21 protein-coding genes and 1 tRNA gene are annotated in these 23071 nt (G+C 71.8%); 18 read left to right on the forward strand and 4 right to left on the reverse strand.

Features of this window, described 5'->3' with window-relative positions; all coding sequences use genetic code 11:
• Positions 1-226: 226 nt before the first annotated feature.
• The 8 genes from E1165_RS06305 to cysN all read left to right on the forward strand — a co-directional run bounded on the left by E1165_RS06305 (position 227) and on the right by cysN (position 7897).
• Positions 227-297, forward strand: a tRNA-Gln gene (locus E1165_RS06305).
• Positions 298-370: 73 nt separating this feature from the next.
• On the forward strand, positions 371-1900 hold the full coding sequence (glmU, locus tag E1165_RS06310; RefSeq protein WP_132388643.1) for a bifunctional UDP-N-acetylglucosamine diphosphorylase/glucosamine-1-phosphate N-acetyltransferase GlmU: 1530 nt from the start codon (positions 371-373) through the stop codon (positions 1898-1900).
• Between the two features lie 50 nt (positions 1901-1950).
• Complete coding sequence (locus E1165_RS06315) at positions 1951-2931, forward strand: ribose-phosphate diphosphokinase (protein ID WP_132185852.1); 981 nt, start codon at positions 1951-1953, stop codon at positions 2929-2931.
• 333 nt (positions 2932-3264) lie between these two features.
• Positions 3265-3969, forward strand: a complete 705-nt coding sequence (locus tag E1165_RS06320) for a 50S ribosomal protein L25/general stress protein Ctc (RefSeq protein ID WP_132388645.1) — start codon at positions 3265-3267, stop codon at positions 3967-3969.
• Positions 3970-4060: 91 nt separating this feature from the next.
• The gene (gene pth / locus E1165_RS06325; RefSeq protein ID WP_132388647.1) at positions 4061-4651 is read left to right on the forward strand and encodes an aminoacyl-tRNA hydrolase; all 591 of its coding nucleotides are present in this window, start codon (positions 4061-4063) and stop codon (positions 4649-4651) included.
• A 111-nt stretch (positions 4652-4762) separates the two neighbouring features.
• Positions 4763-5581 carry an inositol monophosphatase family protein gene (locus E1165_RS06330; RefSeq protein WP_132388708.1) on the forward strand — a complete coding sequence of 273 codons (819 nt, stop codon included), beginning with the start codon at positions 4763-4765 and terminating at the stop codon, positions 5579-5581.
• A gap of 79 nt (positions 5582-5660) precedes the next feature.
• Entirely contained in the window at positions 5661-6575 is a 915-nt protein-coding gene (gene cysD, locus E1165_RS06335) for a sulfate adenylyltransferase subunit CysD (RefSeq protein ID WP_132388649.1), read from the forward strand.
• A complete protein-coding gene (gene cysN, locus E1165_RS06340; protein ID WP_132388651.1) occupies positions 6575-7897 on the forward strand; it encodes a sulfate adenylyltransferase subunit CysN in 1323 nt (440 codons plus the stop codon). The genes cysD and cysN overlap by 1 nt, the downstream gene beginning before the upstream one ends.
• 150 nt (positions 7898-8047) lie before the next feature.
• Here cysN and galK read toward each other — a convergent pair whose 3' ends face one another.
• Together galK and galE are read right to left on the reverse strand one after the other, a co-directional pair.
• Positions 8048-9205, reverse strand: coding sequence for a galactokinase (galK, locus tag E1165_RS06345; RefSeq protein WP_132388653.1), 1158 nt, complete (start codon positions 9203-9205; stop codon positions 8048-8050).
• Positions 9202-10185 (reverse strand): UDP-glucose 4-epimerase GalE, encoded by a 984-nt coding sequence (gene galE, locus E1165_RS06350; protein WP_132388655.1) that lies wholly within the window; start codon positions 10183-10185, stop codon positions 9202-9204. Before galE ends, galK begins: the two co-directional genes overlap by 4 nt.
• A gap of 227 nt (positions 10186-10412) precedes the next feature.
• On the opposite strand from galE, the gene E1165_RS06355 reads away from it, so the two are divergent.
• The 6 genes from E1165_RS06355 (at position 10413) to E1165_RS06380 (ending at position 14927) form a co-directional block, all read left to right on the forward strand.
• A complete protein-coding gene (locus E1165_RS06355) occupies positions 10413-11363 on the forward strand; it encodes a hemolysin family protein (protein WP_243704624.1) in 951 nt (316 codons plus the stop codon).
• Between the two features lie 33 nt (positions 11364-11396).
• Entirely contained in the window at positions 11397-12422 is a 1026-nt protein-coding gene (gene trpS / locus E1165_RS06360; RefSeq protein WP_132388659.1) for a tryptophan--tRNA ligase, read from the forward strand.
• An 18-nt stretch (positions 12423-12440) separates the two neighbouring features.
• On the forward strand, positions 12441-13019 hold the full coding sequence (locus tag E1165_RS06365; RefSeq protein ID WP_132388661.1) for a 2'-5' RNA ligase family protein: 579 nt from the start codon (positions 12441-12443) through the stop codon (positions 13017-13019).
• Between the two features lie 58 nt (positions 13020-13077).
• Positions 13078-14013 (forward strand): YhjD/YihY/BrkB family envelope integrity protein, encoded by a 936-nt coding sequence (locus tag E1165_RS06370; protein WP_132388663.1) that lies wholly within the window; start codon positions 13078-13080, stop codon positions 14011-14013.
• Between the two features lies 1 nt (position 14014).
• Positions 14015-14383 carry a GntR family transcriptional regulator gene (locus tag E1165_RS06375; RefSeq protein ID WP_132388665.1) on the forward strand — a complete coding sequence of 123 codons (369 nt, stop codon included), beginning with the start codon at positions 14015-14017 and terminating at the stop codon, positions 14381-14383.
• Between the two features lie 97 nt (positions 14384-14480).
• A complete protein-coding gene (locus E1165_RS06380) occupies positions 14481-14927 on the forward strand; it encodes a hypothetical protein (RefSeq protein ID WP_132388667.1) in 447 nt (148 codons plus the stop codon).
• 16 nt (positions 14928-14943) lie between these two features.
• On the opposite strand, the gene E1165_RS29760 is transcribed toward E1165_RS06380, so the two are convergent.
• Entirely contained in the window at positions 14944-15474 is a 531-nt protein-coding gene (locus tag E1165_RS29760; protein WP_243704620.1) for a hypothetical protein, read from the reverse strand.
• Between the two features lie 932 nt (positions 15475-16406).
• Complete coding sequence (locus E1165_RS06390) at positions 16407-18050, reverse strand: glycoside hydrolase family 13 protein (RefSeq protein WP_132388671.1); 1644 nt, start codon at positions 18048-18050, stop codon at positions 16407-16409.
• Positions 18051-18283: 233 nt separating this feature from the next.
• Here E1165_RS06390 and E1165_RS06395 point away from each other — a divergent pair, with 233 nt between their 5' ends.
• The 4 genes from E1165_RS06395 (at position 18284) to E1165_RS06410 (ending at position 23071) form a co-directional block, all read left to right on the forward strand.
• Positions 18284-18625 carry a hypothetical protein gene (locus tag E1165_RS06395; protein ID WP_132388673.1) on the forward strand — a complete coding sequence of 114 codons (342 nt, stop codon included), beginning with the start codon at positions 18284-18286 and terminating at the stop codon, positions 18623-18625.
• Positions 18626-18899: 274 nt separating this feature from the next.
• On the forward strand, positions 18900-19967 hold the full coding sequence (locus E1165_RS06400; RefSeq protein ID WP_207916673.1) for a BMP family protein: 1068 nt from the start codon (positions 18900-18902) through the stop codon (positions 19965-19967).
• 264 nt (positions 19968-20231) lie between these two features.
• Positions 20232-21752, forward strand: coding sequence for an ABC transporter ATP-binding protein (locus E1165_RS06405; protein WP_371687307.1), 1521 nt, complete (start codon positions 20232-20234; stop codon positions 21750-21752).
• Positions 21749-23071, forward strand: coding sequence for an ABC transporter permease (locus E1165_RS06410; protein WP_132388677.1), 1323 nt, complete (start codon positions 21749-21751; stop codon positions 23069-23071). The genes E1165_RS06405 and E1165_RS06410 overlap by 4 nt, the downstream gene beginning before the upstream one ends.

Raw genomic sequence — 23071 nt, forward strand, 5'->3', positions numbered from 1 at the left:
AACAGTTGCCCAGATGAATGAATGCGCTGTCGTGCGGGCGTCGTGACGTGCCGGTGGCGACCGGGTGGTGGGTGAGGCGCCGGTCGCTCGGCGTCGAGGTGCCGAGGTCGAGTCGGAGGCACGGGAGGATCGAACGGATCATGACGGCGATGAGCGATGGCGTCCAGGCCGGGGGACGCTAAGGTGTAGGGGGCAGCCAACCACTTGGTTTGTCCGGTTTAGACCGTCCCGGGTCGTCTAATGGCAGGACGTCAGGTTTTGGTCCTGATTGTAGGGGTTCGAGTCCTCTCCCGGGAGCTTCCGCCCATCGGCCGTCGGTGTCTGGTTAGCATGGCCGCGAGACTGTCGCCTTCCCGACGGGAGCCACGTCGTGCCCCAGCCCCACCTCCGCACCACCGTCGTGCTCGCCGCCGGTGAGGGTAAGCGGATGAAGTCGGCGCTGCCCAAGGTGCTGCAGCCGCTGCTCGGCCGTACCCTGCTCGGCCACGTGCTGACAGCCGCCGGGCCGCTGGGCGCCGACCGCACGGTGGTCGTGGTCGGCCACGGCGCCGAGCAGGTGCGGGCGCACCTTGCCGAGATCGCCCCGGCCGCCACCCCGGTCCTGCAGTCCGAGCAGCTCGGCACCGGCCACGCGGTCCGGATCGCGCTGGACGCGGTGCCGGAGGCGTCCGGAACCGTCGTGGTGATCAACGGGGACGTGCCGCTGCTGCGCGCCGAGACCGTCGTCGCGTTGGTCGCGGCGCACGAGAGGGAGGGCGCGGCGGCCACCGTGCTCGCCGCCGAGGTGCCCGACCCGACCGGCTTGGGCCGGATCGTGCGGGACGCCGACGGCCGGCTGGAGCAGATCGTCGAGGAGCGCGACGCGAGCCCGGCGCAGCGAGCGCTGCGGGAGATCAACGCGGGCATCTACGCGTTCGACGTGGCCCGGCTGCGGGACGCGCTGGGCAAGCTCTCCACCGACAACGACCAGGGTGAGGAGTACCTCACCGACGTCTTCGGGCTACTGGTCTCCGCCGGCGAGCCGGTGGGCGTGCACGTCGCGGCGGACCACGTGGAGACGCTGGGCTGCAACGACCGGGTGGAGCTGGCCGGCCTGCGTCGGCTGCTGCGCGACCGGGTGAACGAGGCCTGGATGCGCAGCGGGGTGAGCATCCTCGACCCGGAGACCACCTGGATCGACGTCACCGCCACGGTGGCCCGGGACGCGGTGATCGACCAGAACACGCAGCTACGGGGCGCGACGGTGGTCGGCGCGGAGGCGGTGGTCGGGCCGGACGTCACGCTGGTCGACACGGTGGTGGGGCCGGCGGCGACGGTGCTGCGCAGCCACGCGGTGGGCGCCGACGTGGGGCCGGGCGCGAGCGTCGGACCGTACGCGTACCTGCGGCCGGCGGCGAGGCTGGCCGAGGGGTCGAAGGTCGGCACGTTCGTCGAGGTGAAGAACTCCGAGGTGGGTGCGGGCGCGAAGGTGCCGCACCTGTCGTACGTGGGGGACGCGACGATCGGCGCGAAGGCGAACATCGGCGCGGCGACGATCTTCGTCAACTACGACGGGGTGAACAAGCACCGCACCACCGTCGGCGAAGCGGCCTTCATCGGCTGCGACACCAGCCTGATCGCCCCGGTCGAGGTGGGCCCGGGGGCGTACGTCGCGGCGGGCAGCGCGATCAGTCAGGACGTACCGGCCGGTGCGCTCGGGGTGACCCGGGCACCGCAGCGTGCCATCGAGGGGTGGGTGGCGCGTAAACGTCCGGGTACGGCGTCGGCCGCGGCAGCGGAGCGGGCGCAGGCGGCAGGGGGGCCGGTGGAGGCCGTTTCCGCAAGCGAAGGTGAGGCAATCCACGGGGGCGCGGAGACGGTGGGTGGAGGGTTGACGGCGGGGGATACTGCAACCGAATAGTCCCCCCACACCGCCGCCGGTACCACCGACCAACGGGAGCAGACGGGCCCATGGGCAGCATCGTCGCCGAAAACCGCAAGAGCCTGATGCTCTTCTCCGGACGTGGCTTTCCGGAGCTGGCGAAGGAGATCGGTGAGGTGCTCGGCGTCGCGCCGACTCCGGCCGACGCGTACGACTTCGCCAACGGCGAGATCTTCGTACGGTTCAAGGACTCGGTGCGTGGTTCGGACGCCTTCGTGGTGCAGTCCGTCACGCACGGCGTCAACACCTGGGTCATGGAAACCCTGATCATGGTGGACGCCCTGAAGCGGGGTTCGGCCAAGCGGATCACGGTGGTCCTGCCGTTCTACCCGTACTCGCGACAGGACAAGAAGCACCGGGGTCGGGAGCCGATCTCGGCCCGGCTGGTGGCCGACCTGTTGAAGACGGCGGGCGCGAACCGGATCCTCACGGTCGACCTGCACACGGCGCAGATCCAGGGCTTCTTCGACGGCCCGGTGGATCACCTCTTCGCGATGGACGTGCTGGCCGAGTACGTGGAGCGCAAGTTCGCGGGTCGGCCGATGACGGTGGTGGCGCCGGATTCGGGCCGGGTGCGGGTGGCGGAGCGTTGGACGGACCGGCTGGGTGGCTGCCCGCTGGCGTTCATCCACAAGACCCGGGATCCGCTGAAGCCGAACCAGGTGGTGGCGAACCGGGTGGTCGGTGAGGTCGAGGGCCGAATCTGCCTGATCGTCGACGACATGATCGACACCGGTGGCACGATCACCAAGGCCGCCGAGATCCTGAAGGAGTCGGGGGCGGCGGAGATCGTGGTCGCCTCGACCCACGCCCTGCTCTCCGACCCGGCGACCGAGCGGTTGAAGAACAGCCCGATCAGCGAGGTCGTGGTGACGAACACGTTGCCGCTGCCGCCGGAGAAGCAGCTCGACAAGATCACCGTGCTGTCCATCGCGCCGCTGCTGGCCCGGGCGATCCGGGAGGTCTTCGACGACGGGTCGGTGACCACCCTCTTCGGTGGCCTGAGCTGACGGGGTGAGCGTGGCGGGCCGGCGCGGCGTCGTGGCTGGTCACGCCGTCGCCCGGTGAGGATGGCGGGGCGGCCGGGCGGCCGTCCGCCGTCCCGCGGAGGAGTGTGGGCGTGACCGAGGGGGACTGCCGGCAACCCCGGAAGCGGCTCGGGTAGACTGGCACGGTTGCCACGGCGAGGGTGCCCGGCGGGCCGCTGAAAAGCGCCGCACGGAGGCACCGTCATCGACGCGGTGCTCCGGGCAGTCGTTCATGACGCATGAGCCCCTGCGAGCCCCTCGCCCCAGCACCGCCAGACGACAAGCCGCCGCAGCGAAAGCATCAGGAGTTTCCCCGTGTCCGAGGTAAAGATCAGCGCAGAGCCCCGTACCGAGTTCGGCAAGGGTGGTGCCCGCCGTACCCGCCGGGCCGGCAAGGTGCCCGCCGTGCTGTACGGCCACGGCGAGAAGCCGAAGCACATCGCGCTTCCCGCGCTGGAGTTCGCCGCCGCGATCCGCAAGGGTGGCGCCAACCAGCTCTTCGCGATCGAGGTCAGTGACGGCACCCAGGTGCTGGCGCTGCCGAAGGCGATCCAGCGTGACCCGATCAAGGACACCTTCGAGCACGTCGACCTGCTGCTGGTCCGCCGGGGCGAGAAGGTCACCGTGGAGGTTCCGGTCCAGCTGACCGGTGAGGCCGCCAAGGACACCCTGATCGTGCACGACCACGACACCCTGTCGGTGACCGCCGACGCGACCAAGGTGCCGGACCACCTGGAGGCCTCGATCGAGGGCTTGGAGGCCGGCAACCAGGTCACCGCCGCCGACGTGGAGCTGCCCGCCGGTGTCGAGCTGGCCGCCGACCCGGAGACCCAGGTCGCCGCGGTGACCGCCGCCCCGACCGCCGAGCAGCTCGAGGCGAGCCTGCCCGAGGTCGAGGCCGCCGAGGAGGAGGCCGAGGCCGGTGTCGGCGAGGTGACCGCCGAGTCGTCCGAGGGCGCCGAGGCCGGCGAGCCGGCCGCCGGTGGCGAGGAGACCGCCGAGGCCAAGACCGAGGCCTGATCGGTCCGCAGCGTTGCCGGCAGGCGTCCCCGTATCTTCCGGGGGCGCCTGCCGGCGTATCGGGCAGGCGTGACACCGGAAGGGACGGGACGTGACGGACGAGGCGGGACCGTGGCTGGTGGTCGGCCTGGGCAATCCCGGCCGGGAGTACGCCGGTAACCGGCACAACGTCGGTTTCATGGTGGCCGACCTGCTGTCGGGGCGGTTGGGCGCGAAGTTCGGCCGGCACAAGCAGGCGGTGGCCGAGGTCGCCGAGGGGCGGCTCGGGTTCGGCGGCCCGAAGCTGGTGCTGGCGAAGCCGCTGACGTACATGAACCTCTCGGGCGGGCCGGTGGCGGCGCTGGCCCAGTTCCACAAGATCCCCGCCGATCGGGTGATCGCGGTGCACGACGAGTTGGACATCCCGTACGGGCAGCTGCGGATCAAGCTGGGCGGTGGCGAGGGCGGGCACAACGGGCTGCGCTCGATGTCGAAGTCGCTGGGGACGAAGGAGTACGTCCGGGTGCGGTTCGGCATCGGCCGCCCGCCGGGGCGGCAGGATCCGGCGGACTACGTGTTGTCGGATTTCGGTGCCGTCGAGCGCAAGGAGTTGGAGTTCCTGGTGGACCGGGCGGCGGACGTGGTGGAGTCGGTGGTCACCAAGGGTGTCGAGCCGACCCAGAACATGTATCACGCTGGGTGAGGCGCGGGGGGCGTACCCACGGAGGAGCCGGTAGTCTGCGCCTTCGTGACGTGGCGCGACCAGCGACGTGGCCGCGCGAGGCGACGGGAGCGTGGTGTGGGCAGTCCTCCGATGATCGACGGCGCGTTCGCCCGATGGCTGGCGGCGCGGGCCGGGCAGGCGCTGCTGGCGTTGCGCGCGGAGATGGGGTTCGAGGACCCGGGCGCGTTGAAGGCGGCGGGGGACAAGGTCTCCCACGAGCTGATCCGCACCGAGCTGGCGCGGTGGCGGCCGGGGGACGCCGTGCTCTCCGAGGAGGACGAGGGGTCGCGGCTGGCCTGGGCGGCGGAGGTGAGCACCGGGGCGTTGTCCCGGCTGACCGCGGACCGGGTGTGGATCATCGATCCGCTGGACGGCACCCGTGAGTTTGCCGAGGAGGGGCGCGCGGACTGGGCGGTGCACGTGGCGCTCTGGGCGCGGAACGCGCCGACGCCGCACGGGCTGGTGGCGGGGGCGGTGGGGTTGCCGGCGCAGCACCGGGTGCTCGGCACGGACTATCCGCCGGCGTACCCGCCGATGACGTTGGAGGCGGCGACCTCGGGCGGCGGTCGGACGCTGCGGCTGGCGGCGAGCCGGAGCCGGCCGCCGGTGTTCCTGACCGACCTGGCCGAGGAGGTGGGCGCGCAACTGGTGCCGATGGGCTCGGCGGGCGCGAAGATCGCCGCGGTGGTGACCGGCGAGGTGGACGCCTACATCCACGCGGGCGGCCAGTACGAGTGGGACTCGGCCGCGCCGGTGGCTGTGGCGACGGCCACCGGCCTGCACGCTTCCCGGATCGACGGATCTACGCTGGAATACAACGAGGCGGATCCGCGCCTGCCGGACCTGCTGGTCTGCCGCAAGGATCTCGCCACTCGGTTGCTTGCAGCGCTGCAGAGACATTCCGGGTAGCCTGAGCGCTTGATCTTGAGATACCCGACCGGAAAGGTCTGGAAGCCATGAGCGGATCCACGCCGAGCGAGGCCGTGTCATGACGGCCCCCGCCCGCTCCTACCAGGTCTCCCACCTCGACGCGCTCGAGGCGGAGAGCATCTTCGTGATGCGCGAGGTGGTCGCCGAGATGGAGCGCCCGGTGCTGCTCTTCTCCGGTGGCAAGGACTCGATCGTCATGCTCCGGTTGGCCCAGAAGGCGTTCGCCCCGGCCAACATCCCCTTCCCCGTCATGCACGTGGACACCGGGCACAACTTCCCCGAGGTGCTGGAGTACCGCGACCAGCGGGTCACCGAGCTGGGCCTGCACCTGATCGTGGCGAGCGTGCCGGAGGCCCTCGCCAACGGCACGGTGCGGGAGTCCGCCGACGGGATGCGCAACCGGATCCAGACGCCGGTGCTGCTGGAGGCCGTCGAGAAGCACCGCTTCGACGCGCTCTTCGGAGGCGCCCGGCGTGACGAGGAGAAGGCCCGGGCCAAGGAGCGGGTGTTCAGCTTCCGCGACGAGTTCGGCCAGTGGGATCCGAAGAACCAGCGCCCGGAGCTGTGGTCGCTCTACAACGGCCGGCACCACCCGGGGGAGTCGATCCGGGTCTTCCCGCTGTCCAACTGGACGGAGCTGGACGTCTGGCACTACATCGCCCGAGAGCGTATCCCGCTGCCGTCGATCTACTACGCGCACGAGCGCGAGGTGATCGAGCGGGACGGCATGCTCTACGCGGTCAACGAGTTCTTCCGCCCCCGGGCGGGGGAGGAACGGTTCAAGGCCCGGGTGCGGTACCGCACCGTGGGTGACGCGTCCTGCACCGCGGCCGTCCGCTCGGACGCCGACACGGTGGAGAAGGTGATCGAGGAGGTGGCCGCCACCCGGATCACCGAGCGCGGCGCGACCCGCGGCGACGACCGGGTCAGCGAGGCCGCCATGGAGGACCGCAAGCGGGAGGGCTACTTCTGATGACCGCCGAGACGATCGCTGCGGGCGCAGCGGAGGCCCGGCCCGCCGGCGGGCCGGAGGCCCGGCCGATGGACCTGTTGCGGTTCGCCACCGCGGGCAGCGTGGACGACGGCAAGTCGACGCTCATCGGCCGGCTGCTGTACGACACGAAGTCGCTCTTCACCGACCAGCTCGCCGCCGTGGAGGCGGTCAGCGCGGCCCGGGGCGACGAGTACACCAACCTGGCGCTGCTCACCGACGGCCTGCGCGCCGAGCGGGAGCAGGGCATCACCATCGACGTGGCGTACCGATACTTCGCCACCCCACGGCGGAAGTTCATCATCGCCGACACCCCGGGGCACATCCAGTACACCCGGAACATGGTCACCGGCGCCTCCACCGCCGACCTGGCGCTGATCCTGGTGGACGCCCGCAAGGGCCTGGTCGAGCAGTCCCGCCGGCACGCCTTCCTCTGCTCCCTGCTGCGGGTGCCGCACCTGGTCCTCTGCGTCAACAAGATGGACCTGGTGGACTACTCGCAGGAGGTCTTCGAGCGGATCGCCGACGAGTTCACCGCGTTCGCCGCGAAGCTCGACGCGCCGGACCTGACCGTGGTGCCGATCTCCGCGCTCAAGGGCGACAACATCGTCACCCGATCGGAGAACATGCCCTGGTACGAGGGGCCGTCGCTGCTGCACCACCTGGAGCGGGTGCACATCGCCAGCGACCGCAACCTGGTCGACGTCCGCTTTCCGGTGCAGTACGTGATCCGGCCGCAGTCCACCACCGTCACCGACTACCGGGGGTACGCCGGCCAGGTGGCCTCAGGCGTGCTCAAGCCCGGTGACGAGGTGATGGTGCTGCCCTCCGGCTTCACCAGCCGGATCTCCTCGGTGGAGACGGCGGACGGCCCGGTGGGCGAGGCGTTCCCACCGATGTCGGTGACCGTGCGGCTGGCCGACGAGATCGACATCTCGCGCGGCGACATGATCTGCCGGCCGAACAACGCCCCCGCGGTGTCGCAGGACATCGAGGCGATGGTCTGCTGGATGGACGAGACCCGGCCGTTGCGGGTCGGCGGGAAGTACGCTGTCAAGCACACCACCCGCTCCGCGCGGGCGATCGTGCGCGCCCTGCACTACCGGCTGGACATCAACACCCTGCATCGGGACGAGGCGGCCGGCGAGCTGAAGCTCAACGAGATCGGCCGGGTCCGGTTGCGGACGACGGTGCCGCTGCTCGCCGACGAGTACCGCCGCAACCGCACCACCGGCGGGTTCGTCATCATCGACGAGACCACCAACCGCACCGTCGGCGCCGGCATGATCGTCGAGGCTGGCTGACATCGCCTGACCGCTGTCGCGGCGGGCGCGGGTGATCGACCTTCTCCGCGCCGACCGGGGGTGTCCCAGCCACGGGACATCCCCGGTCGGCGTACGACGGGCCGGTCGACGCCCGGACGCCGGCCGGCGTCCGGGCGGTGTGCGGCGGGTTCAGTCCAGGCGGGTGGCGCCGGTGGCGGGCAGGATGGTGAAGGTGGCCGGCTCGGTGAAGCCGTGCCGCGCGTAGGCGTCGGCGACCGCGCCGGCCACCCGGTCAGCGGAGGCGGCCTCGACCAGGGCGAGCACGCAGCCGCCGAAGCCGCCGCCGGTCATCCGCGCGCCGAGCGCCCCGGCCGTGAGCGCCGCCTCGACGGCGGTGTCGATCTCCGGCACGGTGATCTCGAAGTCGTCCCGCATGGAGGCGTGCGAGGCGGTCAGCAGCGGGCCGATCTCGGGTGCCCGGCCGGCGCGCAGCAGCGCGACGGTGTCGAGTACCCGCTGGTTCTCGGTGACCACGTGCCGGACCCGGCGACGGGTCTCGTCGTCCGGCAGTTTCGGCAGCGCAGCGTCGAGATCGGCGACCGCCACGTCGCGCAGGGCGGGTACGCCGAGCACGGCCGCCGCCTCCTCGCAGGACTTCCGGCGGGAGGCGTACTCGCCGTCGGCGTGCCGGTGCGGGGCGCGGCTGTCGATGACGAGTATGGCCAGGCCGGCGGCGTCCAGGTCGAACGGGATGTGTTCGACCTCCTCGGTGCGGCAGTCCAGGAAGAGCGCGTGGCCCTCCCGGCAACGGATCGCCGCGGACTGGTCCATGATCCCGGTGGGCGCGCCGACGTAGGCGTTCTCGGCGCGCTGGGCGAGTCGGGGCTGCCGATCGGCGGGCAGGTCCAGCCCGCCCAGGTCGACCAGGGCGGTGAGCACCGCCGCCTCCAGGGCGGCCGAGGAGGAGAGCCCTGAGCCGAGCGGCACGTCGGTGGCGATCGCCAGGCGCGCGCCGGGCACGGCGTGCCCGGCCTCGCGCAGCGCCCAGACCACCCCGGCTACGTACGCGCCCCAGCCGGTGACCCGGCCGGGCTCGTCGACGTCGGCGGCGGCGAACTCGATCTGCGCCTCGGTGGTCTCTGACCAGACCGTCCAGCGTTCGCCGTCCTGTGGTGCGGCGGCCACGACGGTGCGCAGGGACAACGCGAAGGGCAGTACGAAGCCGTCGTTGTAGTCGGTGTGCTCGCCGATCAGGTTGGCCCGGCCGGGAGCCGCCCAGCGGCCCGCCGGCTCCTGGCCGTACGCGGATCGGAAGCCGGCGGTGGCCCGGTCCTCGACGTCGGTCACTGCTGCTCCAGGAGGTGGGTGCGGTAGAAGGTCCAGGCGTCGGCGACCATGTCGTGCAGGGTCGGCTTCTGCGGGGTCCAGCCGAGTTCGGCGCGGGCCAGCGCGGAGGAGGCGACCAGTTCGGCCGGGTCGCCCTCGCGGCGCGGGGCGACCTCCACCGGCACCGGGTGGCCGGTGATCTCGCGGACCACGTCGGCGACCTGCCGGTTGGTGAAGCCGGCGCCGTTGCCGAGGTTGTAGATGCGGTGCTGGCCCGCGGTGGCGGCGGTCAGCGCCAGCAGGTGGGCGCGGGCCAGGTCCTCGACGTGGATGTAGTCGCGGACGCAGGTGCCGTCGACGGTGGGGTAGTCGTCACCGAAGAGCTGGAGCTTCTCCCGGCGGCCGGCGGCGACCTGCAACGCGATCGGGATCAGGTGGGTCTCCGGGTCGTGTCGTTCGCCGATGGCGACGCCGCCGTGCAGGTACGCCCCGGCGACGTTGAAGTAGCGCAGCGAGACGGCGGCCAGGTTGTGCGCGATCGCCTCGGAGGTGAGCGCCAAGTCGACGGCCAGTTTGGTGGCGCCGTACGTGTTGGTGGGGGCCTTGGCCGCCGTTTCCGGGATGGGCAGCTCGGTGGGGTTGCCGTAGACGGCGGCGGTGGAGGAGAAGACCAGGCGGGGCACCCGGGCGGCCCGCACGGCGTCGATGAGCGCGATCGAGCTGACCGTGTTGGCGTGCCAGTAGAGTTCCGGCCGGACCATCGACTCCCCGGCGGCGATCAGCGCGGCGAAGTGCAGCACCCCGTCGAAGCCGGCCTCGGGGGTGAGGACCCGGGCCGCCTCGTGGACCGGTAGGTCGACGTGGGTGGCGTCCGTGGCGAGCGCCTCCTGGTGGCCGGTACGCAGGTCGTCGAGGACCGTCACGTCGTGGCCGTTGTCCAGCAGCATCCGGGTCACCACGCTGCCGATGAAGCCGGCGCCGCCGGTGACGAGCAGTTTCACGTCGGTCCTCCCTGCCTGGCCGTGTCCTACCACCGCCGTCGTGATCACCCTACGACCGGAGCCGGTGCCTGCGCTCCGCGTCGACCACCCGCTATTCCACCATGAACCTCCACGATTGAACAGATCCGAACATGGTCGGTTGTCGCGACCCGGACGGCCCTACCATCACCTACATGCGCACGGGTGGTCCCGGGTCCCGGCGACGATCGCCGGGGCGACCCCGACGGATGCCCGGGCCGGTGGCGCGCGGCGTGGCCCGGCTCGTGGTCCGGGCCGCCGACGGTGCCACCCGGCTCGTCACCGACCTGCTCGGAGCAAGCCCGGCCGCCGGACGGGAACGGATCACCGAGGACGAGCTGCGCGACCTGGTCGCCGCCAACACCGTGCTCGATCCCGACGAGCGCCGGATCATCGACGAGGTGCTGGTCGCCGGGGCGAGCCTGGTGCGCGAGGTGATGATGCCCCGCACCGAGGTGGTCTTCCTCTCCGCCGGGACGGACCTCACCGTGGCCCAGCGGGTGGTCCGAGCCGAACCGCACAGTCGCTATCCGGTGATCGACGGCACCCACGACGACGTGGTCGGCTTCGTGCACCTGCGGGACGTGCTGCTGCGCCCCGACCTCGACCCGTGCGCCACGGTCGGCGAGCTCACCCGCGAGGTGAAGCGGCTGCCCGGCAGCAAGCGGGTGCTCGCCGCGCTGACCGAGATGCGCCGGGAGGGACACCACCTGGCGGTGGTGGTCGACGAGTACGGCGGCACCGCCGGCATCGTCACCCTGGAGGACCTCATCGAGGAGTTGGTCGGCGAGGTCCACGACGGGTACGACGGCGCCGCTGCGGCCCACGCCGGGCTGCCCACCGTGGTGGACGGCCGGCTCAACCTCGCCGACTTCGCCGAGCGCACCGGGGTGACGCTGCCGACCGGGCCGTACGAGACGGTCGGCGGCTTCGTGATGGCCGTGCTGGGCCGACTGCCGGTCGCCGGAGACGAGGTGCCGGTGGCTCCGCCGGACATCGAGCCCGGCGAGCCGGGCGGCGGCTGGCTGCTGCGGGTGCTGGCCCTGGACGGGCGGCGGGTCTCCCGGATCGCGGTCTCCGCCGGGCGCCTGCCCGAGCAGCGGCGCGAGGTCACCGCCCCGGCCCGGGCGGCGGTGCGCCGACCCGCCGGGCCGTCATGACGTACGCCGGGCGTTGCTGACAGAATTGCCGGCATGTCCGACGTACCCGCCCGCCCGCGTGTCTTCTCCGGCATCCAGCCGACGGCCGACTCGTTCCACCTCGGCAACTACCTGGGCGCTGTGCGGCACTGGGTGGCCCTGCAGGAGAGCCACGACGCGTTCTACTGCGTGGTCGACCTGCACGCGATCACCGCCGGGCACGACCCGAAGGTGCTCAGGCAGCGCAGCCGGGTCGCCGCCGCGCAGCTCTTCGCGGTGGGGCTCGACCCCGAACGCAGCACCCTGTTCGTCCAGTCGCAGGTGCCCGAGCACCCGCAGCTGGCCTGGGTGCTGGGCTGCGTCACCGGCTTCGGCGAGGCCAGCCGGATGACCCAGTTCAAGGACAAGTCACAGAAGCAGGGCAGCGAGCGGGCCAGCGTCGGCCTCTTCACGTACCCGATCCTGCAGGCCGCCGACATCCTGCTCTACCAGGCCAACGCCGTTCCGGTCGGCGAGGACCAGCGCCAGCACCTGGAGCTCTCCCGCGACCTGGCGCAGCGGTTCAACTCGCTGTTCGGGCAGACCTTCACGGTGCCCGCGCCGCACATCGTCAAGGACACCGCGAAGATCACCGACCTGCAGGACCCGACGGCCAAGATGTCGAAGTCGTCCTCCTCGCCCGCCGGCATCATCGACCTGCTGGACGATCCGGCCCGGTCGGCCAAGAAGATCCGTTCGGCGGTCACCGACACCGGCCGCGAGATCGTCTTCGACACCGGGACCAAACCGGGGATCTCCAACCTGCTGACGATCTACTCGGCGCTCACCGGCCGCGACATCGACGACCTGGTGGCGGCGTACGACGGCCGGGGCTACGGCGACCTGAAGAAGGACCTCGCCGAGGCGGTCCGGGAGTTCGTCACCCCGATCCAGGAGCGCACCCGTGGCTACCTGGACGACCCGGCACAGCTCGACAAGCTCCTCGCCGCCGGCGCCGAGAAGGCCCGCACGGTGGCCGCGGCGACGCTGGGCGCGGTCTACGACCGGGTGGGTTTCTTCCCACCGGTCCGCGTCGGGTAGCGGCCCGGGATCGTCAGGGTGGAGTCGGTGGCCGGAGGGGTGGCGCGGAGCGTGGATCGCAGGGGCGGGGCGCCGGAAGCCGGCGACACCATCCAGATCGGGATCGCGGTGGACGTCCCGGAGCCGTGGGGCGGCGTGCTCACCCGGCGTCGGGTCGAAGCGGGCGACCCGCAGGTGGTGCCCGCGCACGTGACCCTGCTCGGGCCCACCGAGATCCCCGTCGCCGCGCTGCCGGCGGTCGAGGCGCACCTGACCCGGGTGGCCGCCACGCACCTGCCGTTCACCCTGCACCTGCGGGGCACCGGCACGTTCCGCCCGGTGACCCAGGTGGTGTTCGTGACGGTGGCCGCCGGCATCAGCGAGTGCGAGCTGCTCGCCGCCGCCATCAACGCCGCCCCCGAGCTGCACCGGGAAACCCGCTTCCCGTACCACCCGCACGTCACCGTCGCGCAGGACGTCGCGCCGGAAGCCCTGGATCGGGCGTACGAGGACCTGGCCGACTTCTCCGCGATGTTCGAGGTCGACTCCTTCACCCTCTTCTCGCACAGCGGCGAGGCCCGGTGGCAACCGCGCCGGGACTTCCGACTGGGCGGCTGACACGTCCGGGGCGGCCGTCCGGCCGTCCCGGACCCGAGTGTTCGGCGAGGATGGCGTGGTGGACGCGTGGGGGCGGCTGACGGCGAGCATCGACCGCCGGTTCAGCACGGCCCGGGACCGGTGGCCCGGGTTCGACCACCTGTGGCGAGCGGTCGACCTGTACGGCGCCGTGTTGGGCGGGCGGCTCGCCGCGGCCATCGCCTACTACGGTTTCTTCGCCGTCTTCGCCCTCGCGTTGGTCGCGTACTCCGTCTTCGGGGCGATCCTGGAGGCCAACGACGAGGTCAGCAACGCGGCGGCCCACTTCCTGCGGCGGAACCTGCCCTTCCTCGACCCGCAACAGATCGCGCAGAGCAGCAACACCGTCGGGGTGGTCGGCCTGGTCATCCTGGTCTTCACCGGGATCGGCTGGGTGGAGGCGATCCGCTCCTCGCAGCGGCTGATGTACGGCTTCAACCAGCAGCCCGGCAACCTGGTGGTACGCCGCCTGGTCGACCTCGGTGTGCTGGTGCTGGTCTTCGTGATGCTCGGCGTCTCGGTGGCGGCGGTGGACGCGCTGGAGTCGTTGCTGCGCTTCCTGCTGCGGGCCACCGGCTCGATCGGCCTGACCACGGTCAGCGCGGTGCTCAGTGTGCTGGTCAACGCGGTGATCGCCACGGCGCTGCTGGTGGCGGTGCCCCGGCTGCGGATGAGCCGGCGTCGGCTGCGGCCGGTGGTGCTGCTCGTCGCGGTGGGGATCACGTTGCTGAACACCGTCGGGCGGTACTACATCGTGCGGACCGAGCGGAACCCGGCGTACGCGGTGGTGGCCGGGGCGGTGGCCGTGCTGCTCTACCTCTATCTGCTCAACCAGCTGGTGCTCTTCGGCGCGGCGCTGGCCGCGACCAGCCGGCACGGCCGGGTGGTGGACCTGGCCCACGGGCCCCCGCCGGCGGACCTCGACATCGAGGCCGACGAGGAGATGGATCCGGGGACGCCAGGAGGGGCGGGCTGACGTGCTGATCGAGATCGACGCGGGTTCCGCGGTGCCGCCGTACGAGCAGGTGCGCGGGCAGTTGGCCGCCATGATCGGCGACGGGCGGCTGCCGGTGGGCACCCGGCTGCCCCCGGTGCGGCAGTTCGCCGGTGAGCTGGGGCTGGCGGTGAACACCGTGGCGCGGGCGTACCGGGAGCTGGAGGCGGCCGGGCTGCTGCGGACCCGGGGCCGGCACGGCACGTACGTGGCGCCGGGGCGGGACGACGCGACCGATCGGTTGCAGCGGGCCGCCGTCCGGTACGCCGAGGAGGCGGTGCGCCTCGGCGTCCCCGCGGACCGGGCCCTGGCTCTGGTCCGCGCGGCACTGGACGCCGCCGGGCCGGCCTGAGCGCCGGCCCGGTTTCCACCGGGGAAGGGAGACCTACGGAACATGAAATAGGGCAAATGCCGCTCATCCTGCCTGCTGGACCGACCATGATGAGGCCGTGGGCGCACTCGTGACGTTGGACCTGCCGGACGACTCGCCGATTCTCGGTCTGCCGTGGGTCATCACGTTCGGCCCGCTCGGTGACCCGGCCGAGTGGGAGCCGGTGGTCTGCGGCCCGTACGAGCGACCGCACGCGCTGGCCCTGGCCGAGGCGGTGGTCGCCGAGGAGCAGCTGATGGCGGTGGTCGAGCCGCTGGTGCCGGCGTTGTCCGCCGAGGAGGTCCGCGGCGAGATCGCCGCCGCGCAGCTCGCCGCCGGAGACGAGCTGGCCCGGATCGAGGAGTCCGACCTCTACGGCGACTTCTCCGACGTCGTCGACGAGGAACTGGAGCGGGCGGCCGCACCGGAGGAGCACCCGCCCGCGCCGCTGCCCGCGCCGAGCGAGGAGGAACTGCGGGCCGGTTTCGACCGGATCGCCGAACTGCTGCGCCGCAAGGGGCGGTGAACCACCCGGTCGGCGGTCAGCTCACCGTGGCGGCCTGGAGGTCCACGTTGCCGCACTGGCCGTGGTGGTCGACCTCGGTGATCCAGCTGATCTTCACCTTCTCGCCCCGGGGCACCCGGAACCGGATCTCGAACCGGGCCGTCCGGTTGGTGTGGCGGTCCTCCATCCGCAGGGTGGTGGTCGGGCCACCGGTGGTGAGCCGGACGTCCAGCCGGCCCCGGGCCATCCAGAGGCCGGCGTAGAGCTGCACCGTGCGCGGTTCGCCCGAGCCGACCACCGCGAGGGCGAAGCCCGTGCCCCGTCCGCAGGTGTAGACACCGGTCGGGGTGGGGCCGGTCGACGCCACCGGCGACCCGTCGACCCAGCGGAACGACTCCGGGTTGTTGTGGTAGCTGCCCCGGTAGCCCCAGCCGCCCTCGTCGATGATCTCGCCGGTGCCGCCCTGCTTGCGTACCACGGAGTCGCCGCCCCGCAGACCCCAGTGCGCCCAGTCCCGGCCGCCACCCGCGGTCAGGTCCACCACGTCCGGTACGTCGTGTCGGGTCACCGTGAGTGTTGGTGGTGCGGGCCGGGGCGCCGGCGCCGAGGTGGCCGGCTCCCGCGCGTGGGAGCCGGTTGGCCGCCCGCCCGGTGGATCCGACGGTCCCCCCGTCGCCACCGGCTGCTCGCGCGACCGCAGGCCGGGTGAGGGCCGATCGCCTGGCGGCGCCTCCGGGACGACGGTGAAACCGCCACTGGGCTGACTGACCGGGGTACGTCCGCCGCTGCGGCTTGCCGCGGGTGCGTCGGGGGCGCGGCCGGAGCCGAGGTACGACACCAGGGCCACCACGCAGGCCAGCGCCGTCAGCCCCGACACCGCCCAGCGCCGACGTCGGCCGGGCGTCGGCCGGGCGGCCGGTAGGGCCGGTGACGTCAAGCGGATATGCACCTGGTCGGCGCCGGCCCGGCCGCGGTGCCGGCCCCGCGTGTCCGGGCCGGTCGGTGTGCCGTCCCACCCGGGGGGTGGCGGCGACGACACTTCGGGCGACCGGTCGATGGTCGCGGCCCGGTCCACGACGGAGCGCAGCTGGCGGGGGTTCGGGACCGGGTGCGGCGTGCCAGCGCCCCCGGCCGGCCCCGTGGCGGGTGGGGTCGGCCCGCGCGCGGGCCGATCCGAGGCCGGGAGTGGCCAACGACCGGTGCCCGGCTGGTCCGGGGTGTTCTCGTCTGTCATGAAGCCTTCCCCTACCGCCTGAACAGGCGATCGCGCTTCCTGCCAAGCGCTTTGCGGGGGTGGAAGTGTTACACCCGTGCCGGCCCCGGCGCGCCCGGCGACCGGGCCGGCCGAGGCGGCATGGTGTGCCGTGCGGCGCAACGGACGACACCGGCGTGCCGGGAAGCGGACTCCCCGGGCACGCCGGCGTCACCCCCCACCACAAGGGGCCAGTGGCCCAGCCGCCCGTCGGCGCGGAGCACAACGGACGGCCAGGTCGATGGCGGTTACCCGGCTCGGCGGCGTTCGAACCACACGGCCGCGTCGACCGGCAGGGTGTGCCGCGAGCCCCGCTCGGTGAGTTCGTCACTGGCGACGATCGGCCGGCCGTGGCCCGCGACCTCGGCTGGAGCGCCGCTGAGGTTGACCACGCAGGTCAGGGTGGTGCCGCCGCCGGTGCGGTGGAAGGCCAGCAGGCCCGGCTCGCTCTCCAGCCAGGTCACGCCGCCGGCGGTGCCGGCCAACGCCGGGTGTTCGTGCCGGACCCGCAGTGCCGTGCGGTAGAGCTCCAGTGTCGAACCGGGGACACCGCTCTGGGCGGCCACCGAGAGGGCCCGCCAGGTCGACGGGGCCGGCAGCCAGCTCAGCTCGCTGCCGGCCGGTCCGAAGCCGTACGGGGCCAGCTCGCCACTCCACGGGATCGGCACCCGGCAGCCGTCGCGGCTCTCCCCGGTCCGCAGGAACGCCGGATCCTGGCGGAGCGTGTCGGGGATGTCCAGCACCTCCGGCAGGCCCAGTTCCTCGCCCTGGTAGAGATAGGCGCAACCGGGAAGGGCCAGCATCAGCAGGGCGGCGGCGCGGGCGCGGCGCAGGCCGACCTCGCCGTCGCCGTACCGGGTGACGTGCCGCTGCCGGTCGTGGTTGGACAGCACCCAGGTGGTCGGCGCGCCGACGATGGTCGACTCGGCCAGGGCGGTGTCGATGACCTTGCGGAACGAGTCGACCGACCAGGTGGCGTCGAGGAAGTCGAAGCTGAACGCCTGGTGCAACTCGTCCGGGCCGATGTAGCGGGCCAGCCGCTGCGGGGTCTCCGCCCACGCCTCGGCCACCGCCATCCGCCCGCCGGGGTAGCTGTCCAGGATCGGGCGCCAGGCGCGGTAGATGTCGTGCACCTCGTCCTGGTCGAAGTAGGGGAGGCGGCCCTTGCCGAGCAGTTCGGACTGGCGTCGTCCGGTCGTCATCGAGTTGAAGCCGACGTCCGGCAGCCCCTCGGCCTTGATCATGCCGTGGGCCACGTCGATGCGGAACCCGTCGACACCACGGTCGAGCCAGAAGCGGAGCACGTCCTCGAACTCGGCGCGGACCGGCGGGTGCCGCCAGTTCAGGTCGGGCTGCGCGGGGTCGAACAGGTGCAGGTACCACTGGCCGTCCGGCACCCGGGTCCAGGCCGGGCCGCCGAAGATGCTCTCCCAGTCGTTCGGCGGCAGTTCGCCGTGCTCGCCCCTGCCGTCGGCGAAGTGGTAGAACCCCCGCTCGGGGGAGCCGGGGGCGGCGGCCAGCGCGGCCCGGAACCACGGGTGCCGGTCTGAGGTGTGGTTGGGCACCAGGTCGACGATGATCCGCAGACCCAGGGCGTGCGCGTCGGTGGTCATCGCGTCGAAGTCGGTGAGCGTGCCGAACAGGGGGTCGACGTCGCGGTAGTCGGCGACGTCGTAGCCGGCGTCCACCTGCGGCGAGGTGTAGAAGGGGGTCAACCAGACCGCGTCGATCCCGAGGTCGCGCAGGTACGGCAGCCGTTCCCGGATGCCCCGGAGGTCACCCACGCCGTCGCCGTCGGCGTCGGCGAAGCTGCGGACGTAGACCTGGTATACGACCGCGGAACGCCACCAGTCGTCGGAGGTCGGCGGGGCCGGGTTGGTGGCGTCGGTCATCGGTGAGGTCCCCGTTCTGTGGCGCGGGATGGCGAGTACCCCGCGGTCCGGGGGTCGATGGGGGCGGGTGCCCGAGCAGGATCCTTCCATCCCGCGCAGACTCCTGCTGATCCACTCGGCCGGCGGGCACGCATACCGCCCGCAGGTGCCGGTTCCCGGCCACAGATCACGGATCGGAGACGGCCGGCGAGGCGTCTACTACAAACCGTCGTTGATGGGGGAGGATGTTCGATGTGGAAGCTCTTCGACTGGTACTCCTCTACGTCCATCTGATCGGGTTCGCGCTGCTGCTCGGCGGCGCCCTCGCCCAGTACCTCAGCGGCCGGCTGCGGATCAACCCGGCCATGCTCTGGGGCTCGGTGATCGGTCTGCTGACCGGCATCGGTCTCTCCGCCCCGCTGCGCGACGGCGACGAGCCGGCTCCCGCGAAACTTGTTACCAAGCTGGTGCTGGCCCTGCTGATCTTTGTCATGGTTTTCTTCTCCCGGAAGCGGGCCGACGTCAACCGCGGGCACTTCCTCGGGATTATCTTGTTGACCCTGGTCAACGCTGCCGTGGCGGTGTTCTGGCGGTAGTCTTCGAGGTCCGTCCGATCTCTGGAGGGCGGGCGTTCGGGAGCCGGCCGGGTCACCCGCCGGCACGCTGAGTGATTTCCCCCACGGCAGCATTACGCCGGGGTAACAGCCGTTCAACAGTCGTGCACGATTGTCGGCCGGCGGGTGGGCACGGGCGTACGCTCCCGTCCGTAACGTGGGAAGCCGGCAGCACGGCGCTGGTCGGTACAAGGGCTGCCACCGCATCGAAGCGCGGTGGGCAATGGAAGGAGACGTCTTGCGCGCTGTGCGTGGGATGCGGATCGCCTCCGCCGTCGTGGCGGGTGGGCTCGTGCTGGCCGCCGCCGCGTGTGGTGAGGCCCCGAAGGACGACAACAACGCCGGCACCGGTGGCAAGAAGTACCACGCCTGCATGGTGACCGACGTCGGCGGCATCGATGACAAGTCCTTCAACACCTCCGCCTGGAAGGGCCTGCAGGAGGCGGCGAAGGAGAACGACAACATCGAGCCCAAGTACGTCGCGTCGAAGGCCGAGGCGGACTACGAGGTCAACCTGACCGGGTACGTCAACCAGAAGTGCGACTTCATCCTGGCCGTCGGTGGCCTGATGGCGGACGCCACCACGAAGATCGCGCAGGCTAACCCGAACCAGCAGTTCGGCATCGTCGACGCCAACCCGGGCGTGGCCAACGTCTACCCGATGCAGTTCGACACCGCCCAGGCCGCCTTCCAGGCCGGCTACCTGGCCGCCGGGATGACCAAGAGCGGCAAGGTCGGCACCTACGGCGGCCTGCCCATCCCGCCGGTGACCATCTTCATGGACGGCTTCGCCGACGGCGTGGCGTACTACAACCAGGCCAAGGGCAAGAACGTCCAGGTCCTCGGCTGGGACAAGGCGACCCAGAAGGGCTCCTTCTCCAACTCCTTCGACAAGCAGGACGAGGGCAAGAAGGTCTCCGACGCGCTGGTCGCCCAGGGCGCGGACATCGTCATGCCGGTCGCCGGCGGCGCCGGTCTCGGCACCACCGGCGCGGCCAAGGCATCCGGCGGCAAGTACTCCGCCATCTGGGTCGACGTCGACGGCTGCGAGAGCACCCCGGACTGCCCGGTCCTGCTGACCACGGTCGTCAAGAACATCCCGGACGCCGTCAAGGAGGCCGTGCTCAAGGCCGCCGGCGGCGAGAAGCTCCAAGCCAAGCCGGGCTTCGTCGGCACCCTGGCCAACAACGGCGTCTCCATCGCCCCGTACCACGACTTCGACAGCAAGGTCCCGGCCGACCTGAAGGCCGAGGTCGAGAAGATCAAGACGGACATCGCGGCCGGCACCATCAAGGTCACCTCGAAGGCCCAGCCGACCAAGTGACCGCTTCCCCGGTCGTCGCGGTGGAATCATCGACCGCGAGGGCCGGCGGGCACCAGGCAGACGATCGGCCGCCTCGGCGTACGCGGGCAGGACTCGCGGCCACCGGGGCGGCCGATCCGCTCCACCCCCCTTCGGCGGACCCGGCCGGGCGGCCGGCCGGACGGCAGCTACGCTGCACCATCGCTCGCACTCCAGGAGGTTGCGCTGAGACTCGAACTGCGCGGCATCACCAAGCGGTTCGGTGATCTGGTCGCCAACGACCACATCGACCTGACGGTGGAGCCTGGAGAGATCCACGCCCTGCTCGGCGAGAACGGCGCCGGCAAGTCGACCCTGATGAACGTGCTCTACGGGCTCTACCAGCCCGACGAGGGCGAGATCCTGGTCGACGGCCGGCCGCTGAGGCTGAGCGGCCCGTCGGACGCGATCGCGGCCGGGATCGGCATGGTGCACCAGCACTTCATGCTGGTGCCGGTCTTCACCGTCGCCGAGAACATCATGCTCGGCGCCGAGCAGGTCCGGGGCGGCATCGCCGGCTTCCTGGACCGCCGTCGGGCCCGACGCGAGGTCGCCGAGGTCTCCGAGCGGTACCACCTGCGCGTCGACCCCGACGCGATCATCGAGGACCTGCCGGTCGGTATCCAGCAGCGGGTGGAGATCGTCAAGGCGCTCACCCGCGACGTGGACCTGCTCATCCTCGACGAACCGACCGCCGTGCTCACCCCGCAGGAGACCGAGGAACTGCTCACGGTCATGCGGTCGCTCAAGGCGGCCGGCAAGTCCATCGTCTTCATCACCCACAAGCTCGGCGAGGTGAAGGCGGTCGCCGACCGGATCACCGTGATCCGGCGCGGAAGGACCGTCGGCACCGCCTCCCCCGAGGCGAGCCGGGACGAGCTGGCCGCCCTCATGGTGGGCCGCAGCGTCCGCCTCACCGTGGACAAGCAGCCGGCCACCCCAGGCAAGCCGATCCTGGAGGTCGCCGGCCTGGTCGTCGACGACGACCGGCAGTGCCGCGCGGTCGACGGCGTCGAACTGACCGTGCGCGCCGGCGAGGTGCTGGGCGTCGCGGGCGTGCAGGGCAACGGCCAGACCGAACTGATCGAGGCGATCATGGGCCTGCGGCCGGCGCTGGCCGGCTCGGTGACGCTCGACGGCGAGCAGATCAACGGCTGGTCCACCAAGAGGGTGCTCCGCGCCGGGGTCGGCTACGTGCCCGAGGACCGCAGTGTCGACGGCCTGGTCAAGGAGTTCTCGGTCGCGGAGAACCTGGTCCTCGACATCTACGACCGGCCGCCCTTCGGTAAGGGCCTGGCCCTGCGGCCGGACGCCATCGCGAAGTCGGCGCAGGAGAGAATCGCGCAGTTCGACGTGCGTACCCCGTCGGCCGACGCGGCGGTGGGCACCCTCTCCGGCGGCAACCAGCAGAAGGTGATCGTGGCCCGGGAGCTGTCCCGGCCCCTGAAGCTCTTCATCGCCGCCCAACCGACCCGCGGCGTCGACGTCGGCTCCATCGAGTTCATTCACAGCCGGGTCATCCGGGAGCGGGACATCGGCACCGCCGTCATGGTCGTCTCCAGCGAACTGGACGAGGTGATCGGGCTGGCCGACCGGATCGCGGTGATGTACCGCGGCCGGATCATCGGCATCGTCGGCCCGGACACGCCGCGTGAGGAGATCGGCCTGCTGATGGCCGGCATCACCCCGGACGGCGCCGGGATGACCCCGACCGGCGACACTCCGGCCTCCGCCCCCGAGAGCCCTGGCAACGAGGACAAGGAATGACCAACTCCCACCCGGTGTCGGGTTCCCCGGACAAGGAGCCGGCGACCGAACCGGCGCTGGCCGAGGCCGCCGGCGCCGACCGCGCCGCCACGATGGCCGCCCCGGAACGTCCCGAGGAGCCCCGCCCCTCGCTGGGCCGGCTGTTCCTGGACAACCTCTGGGCGGCCAACACGGTCACCGTGACGGTGCTCGCGTTGCTGCTGGCGATGCTGATCGGCGCGATCCTGATCATCGTGTCGGACCCGGAGGTGCTGGCCACCTACGGCTATCTCACCGCCCGCCCGGCCGACGCGCTCAACTCGTCCTGGGCGGTGGTCAGCGAGGCGTACGCGAACCTGTTCAAGGGCGCGATCCTCGACCCGGAGGCCAGCGGCTTCACCGCCGCCATGAGCCCGATCTCCGAGACGCTCACGTACACCGCGCCGCTGGTCTTCACCGGCCTGTCGGTGGCGTTGGCCTTCCGTGGCGGCCTGTTCAACATCGGCGCCCAGGGCCAGGCGACCCTCGGCGTCATCCTGGCCGCCGTGACCGGTTTCGCGCTGCCGCTGCCGCCCGTGGCGCACCTGCTCGTCGCGCTGCTCGCCGGTGCGATCGGCGGTGCCGTGTGGGGCTTCGTCCCGGGCATCCTCAAGGCGCGGACCGGCGCCCACGAGGTGATCAACACGATCATGCTCAACTACGTCGCGGTCTACTTCCTCTCCTGGATCATCGTCCAGAACGGGGTGCAGAACCCGGGCCGGGCCGACGCGATCAGCAAGCCGGTCGACTCCTCGGCCCAGCTGCCCCGGCTGCTCGGCGCCGACCTGCGGGTGCACGCCGGCATCCTGCTCGCGGTGCTGGCCACCTGGTTCGTGGCCTGGTTGCTCAACCGCTCCACGCTCGGCTTCGAACTGCGTGCCGTCGGCGCCAACCCGGACGCCGCGCGGACCGCCGGCATCAGCATCACCAAGACGTACGTGCTGGTCATGGTGCTCGCCGGCGCGCTCGCCGGGCTCGGGGGCAGCCAGATGGTGCTCGGCACCACCGCCAACGCGCTGACCCCGCTGGTGGTCGCCCAGATCGGCTTCGACGGCATCCTGGTCGCGCTGCTCGGCCGGGTGAAGCCGTGGGGCGTGCTGCTGGCCGCGCTGCTCTTCGGCGCGTTGCAGGCCGGCGGCAACCGGATGCAGTCGTACTCGGGGATCTCGCTGGAGTTGGTCACCGTGCTCCAGGCGCTGATCGTTATCTTCATCGCCGCGCCGGCCCTGGTGAAGGCGATCTTCCAGCTCCGGGCCGCCCGCGCCGCCCGGCTGCAGACGAGCCTCGCGAAGGGCTGGTGA

The sequence above is a fragment of the Micromonospora sp. KC723 genome, assembly GCF_004348595.1.
GTDB lineage: Bacteria > Actinomycetota > Actinomycetes > Mycobacteriales > Micromonosporaceae > Micromonospora.

Excerpts from the sequence above, each read along its gene's own strand:
- E1165_RS06315 (WP_132185852.1), top strand. The coding sequence starts at position 1,951 with ATGGGCAGCATCGTCGCCGAAAACCGCAAGAGCCTGATGCTCTTCTCC.
- E1165_RS06330 (WP_132388708.1), top strand. The coding sequence starts at position 4,763 with ATGATCGACGGCGCGTTCGCCCGATGGCTGGCGGCGCGGGCCGGGCAG.
- cysD (WP_132388649.1), top strand. The coding sequence starts at position 5,661 with ATGACGGCCCCCGCCCGCTCCTACCAGGTCTCCCACCTCGACGCGCTC.
- cysN (WP_132388651.1), top strand. The coding sequence starts at position 6,575 with ATGACCGCCGAGACGATCGCTGCGGGCGCAGCGGAGGCCCGGCCCGCC.
- E1165_RS06355 (WP_243704624.1), top strand. The coding sequence starts at position 10,413 with ATGCCCGGGCCGGTGGCGCGCGGCGTGGCCCGGCTCGTGGTCCGGGCC.
- trpS (WP_132388659.1), top strand. The coding sequence starts at position 11,397 with ATGTCCGACGTACCCGCCCGCCCGCGTGTCTTCTCCGGCATCCAGCCG.
- E1165_RS06390 (WP_132388671.1), bottom strand. The coding sequence starts at position 18,050 with ATGACCGACGCCACCAACCCGGCCCCGCCGACCTCCGACGACTGGTGG.
- E1165_RS06400 (WP_207916673.1), top strand. The coding sequence starts at position 18,900 with ATGCGGATCGCCTCCGCCGTCGTGGCGGGTGGGCTCGTGCTGGCCGCC.
- E1165_RS06410 (WP_132388677.1), top strand. The coding sequence starts at position 21,749 with ATGACCAACTCCCACCCGGTGTCGGGTTCCCCGGACAAGGAGCCGGCG.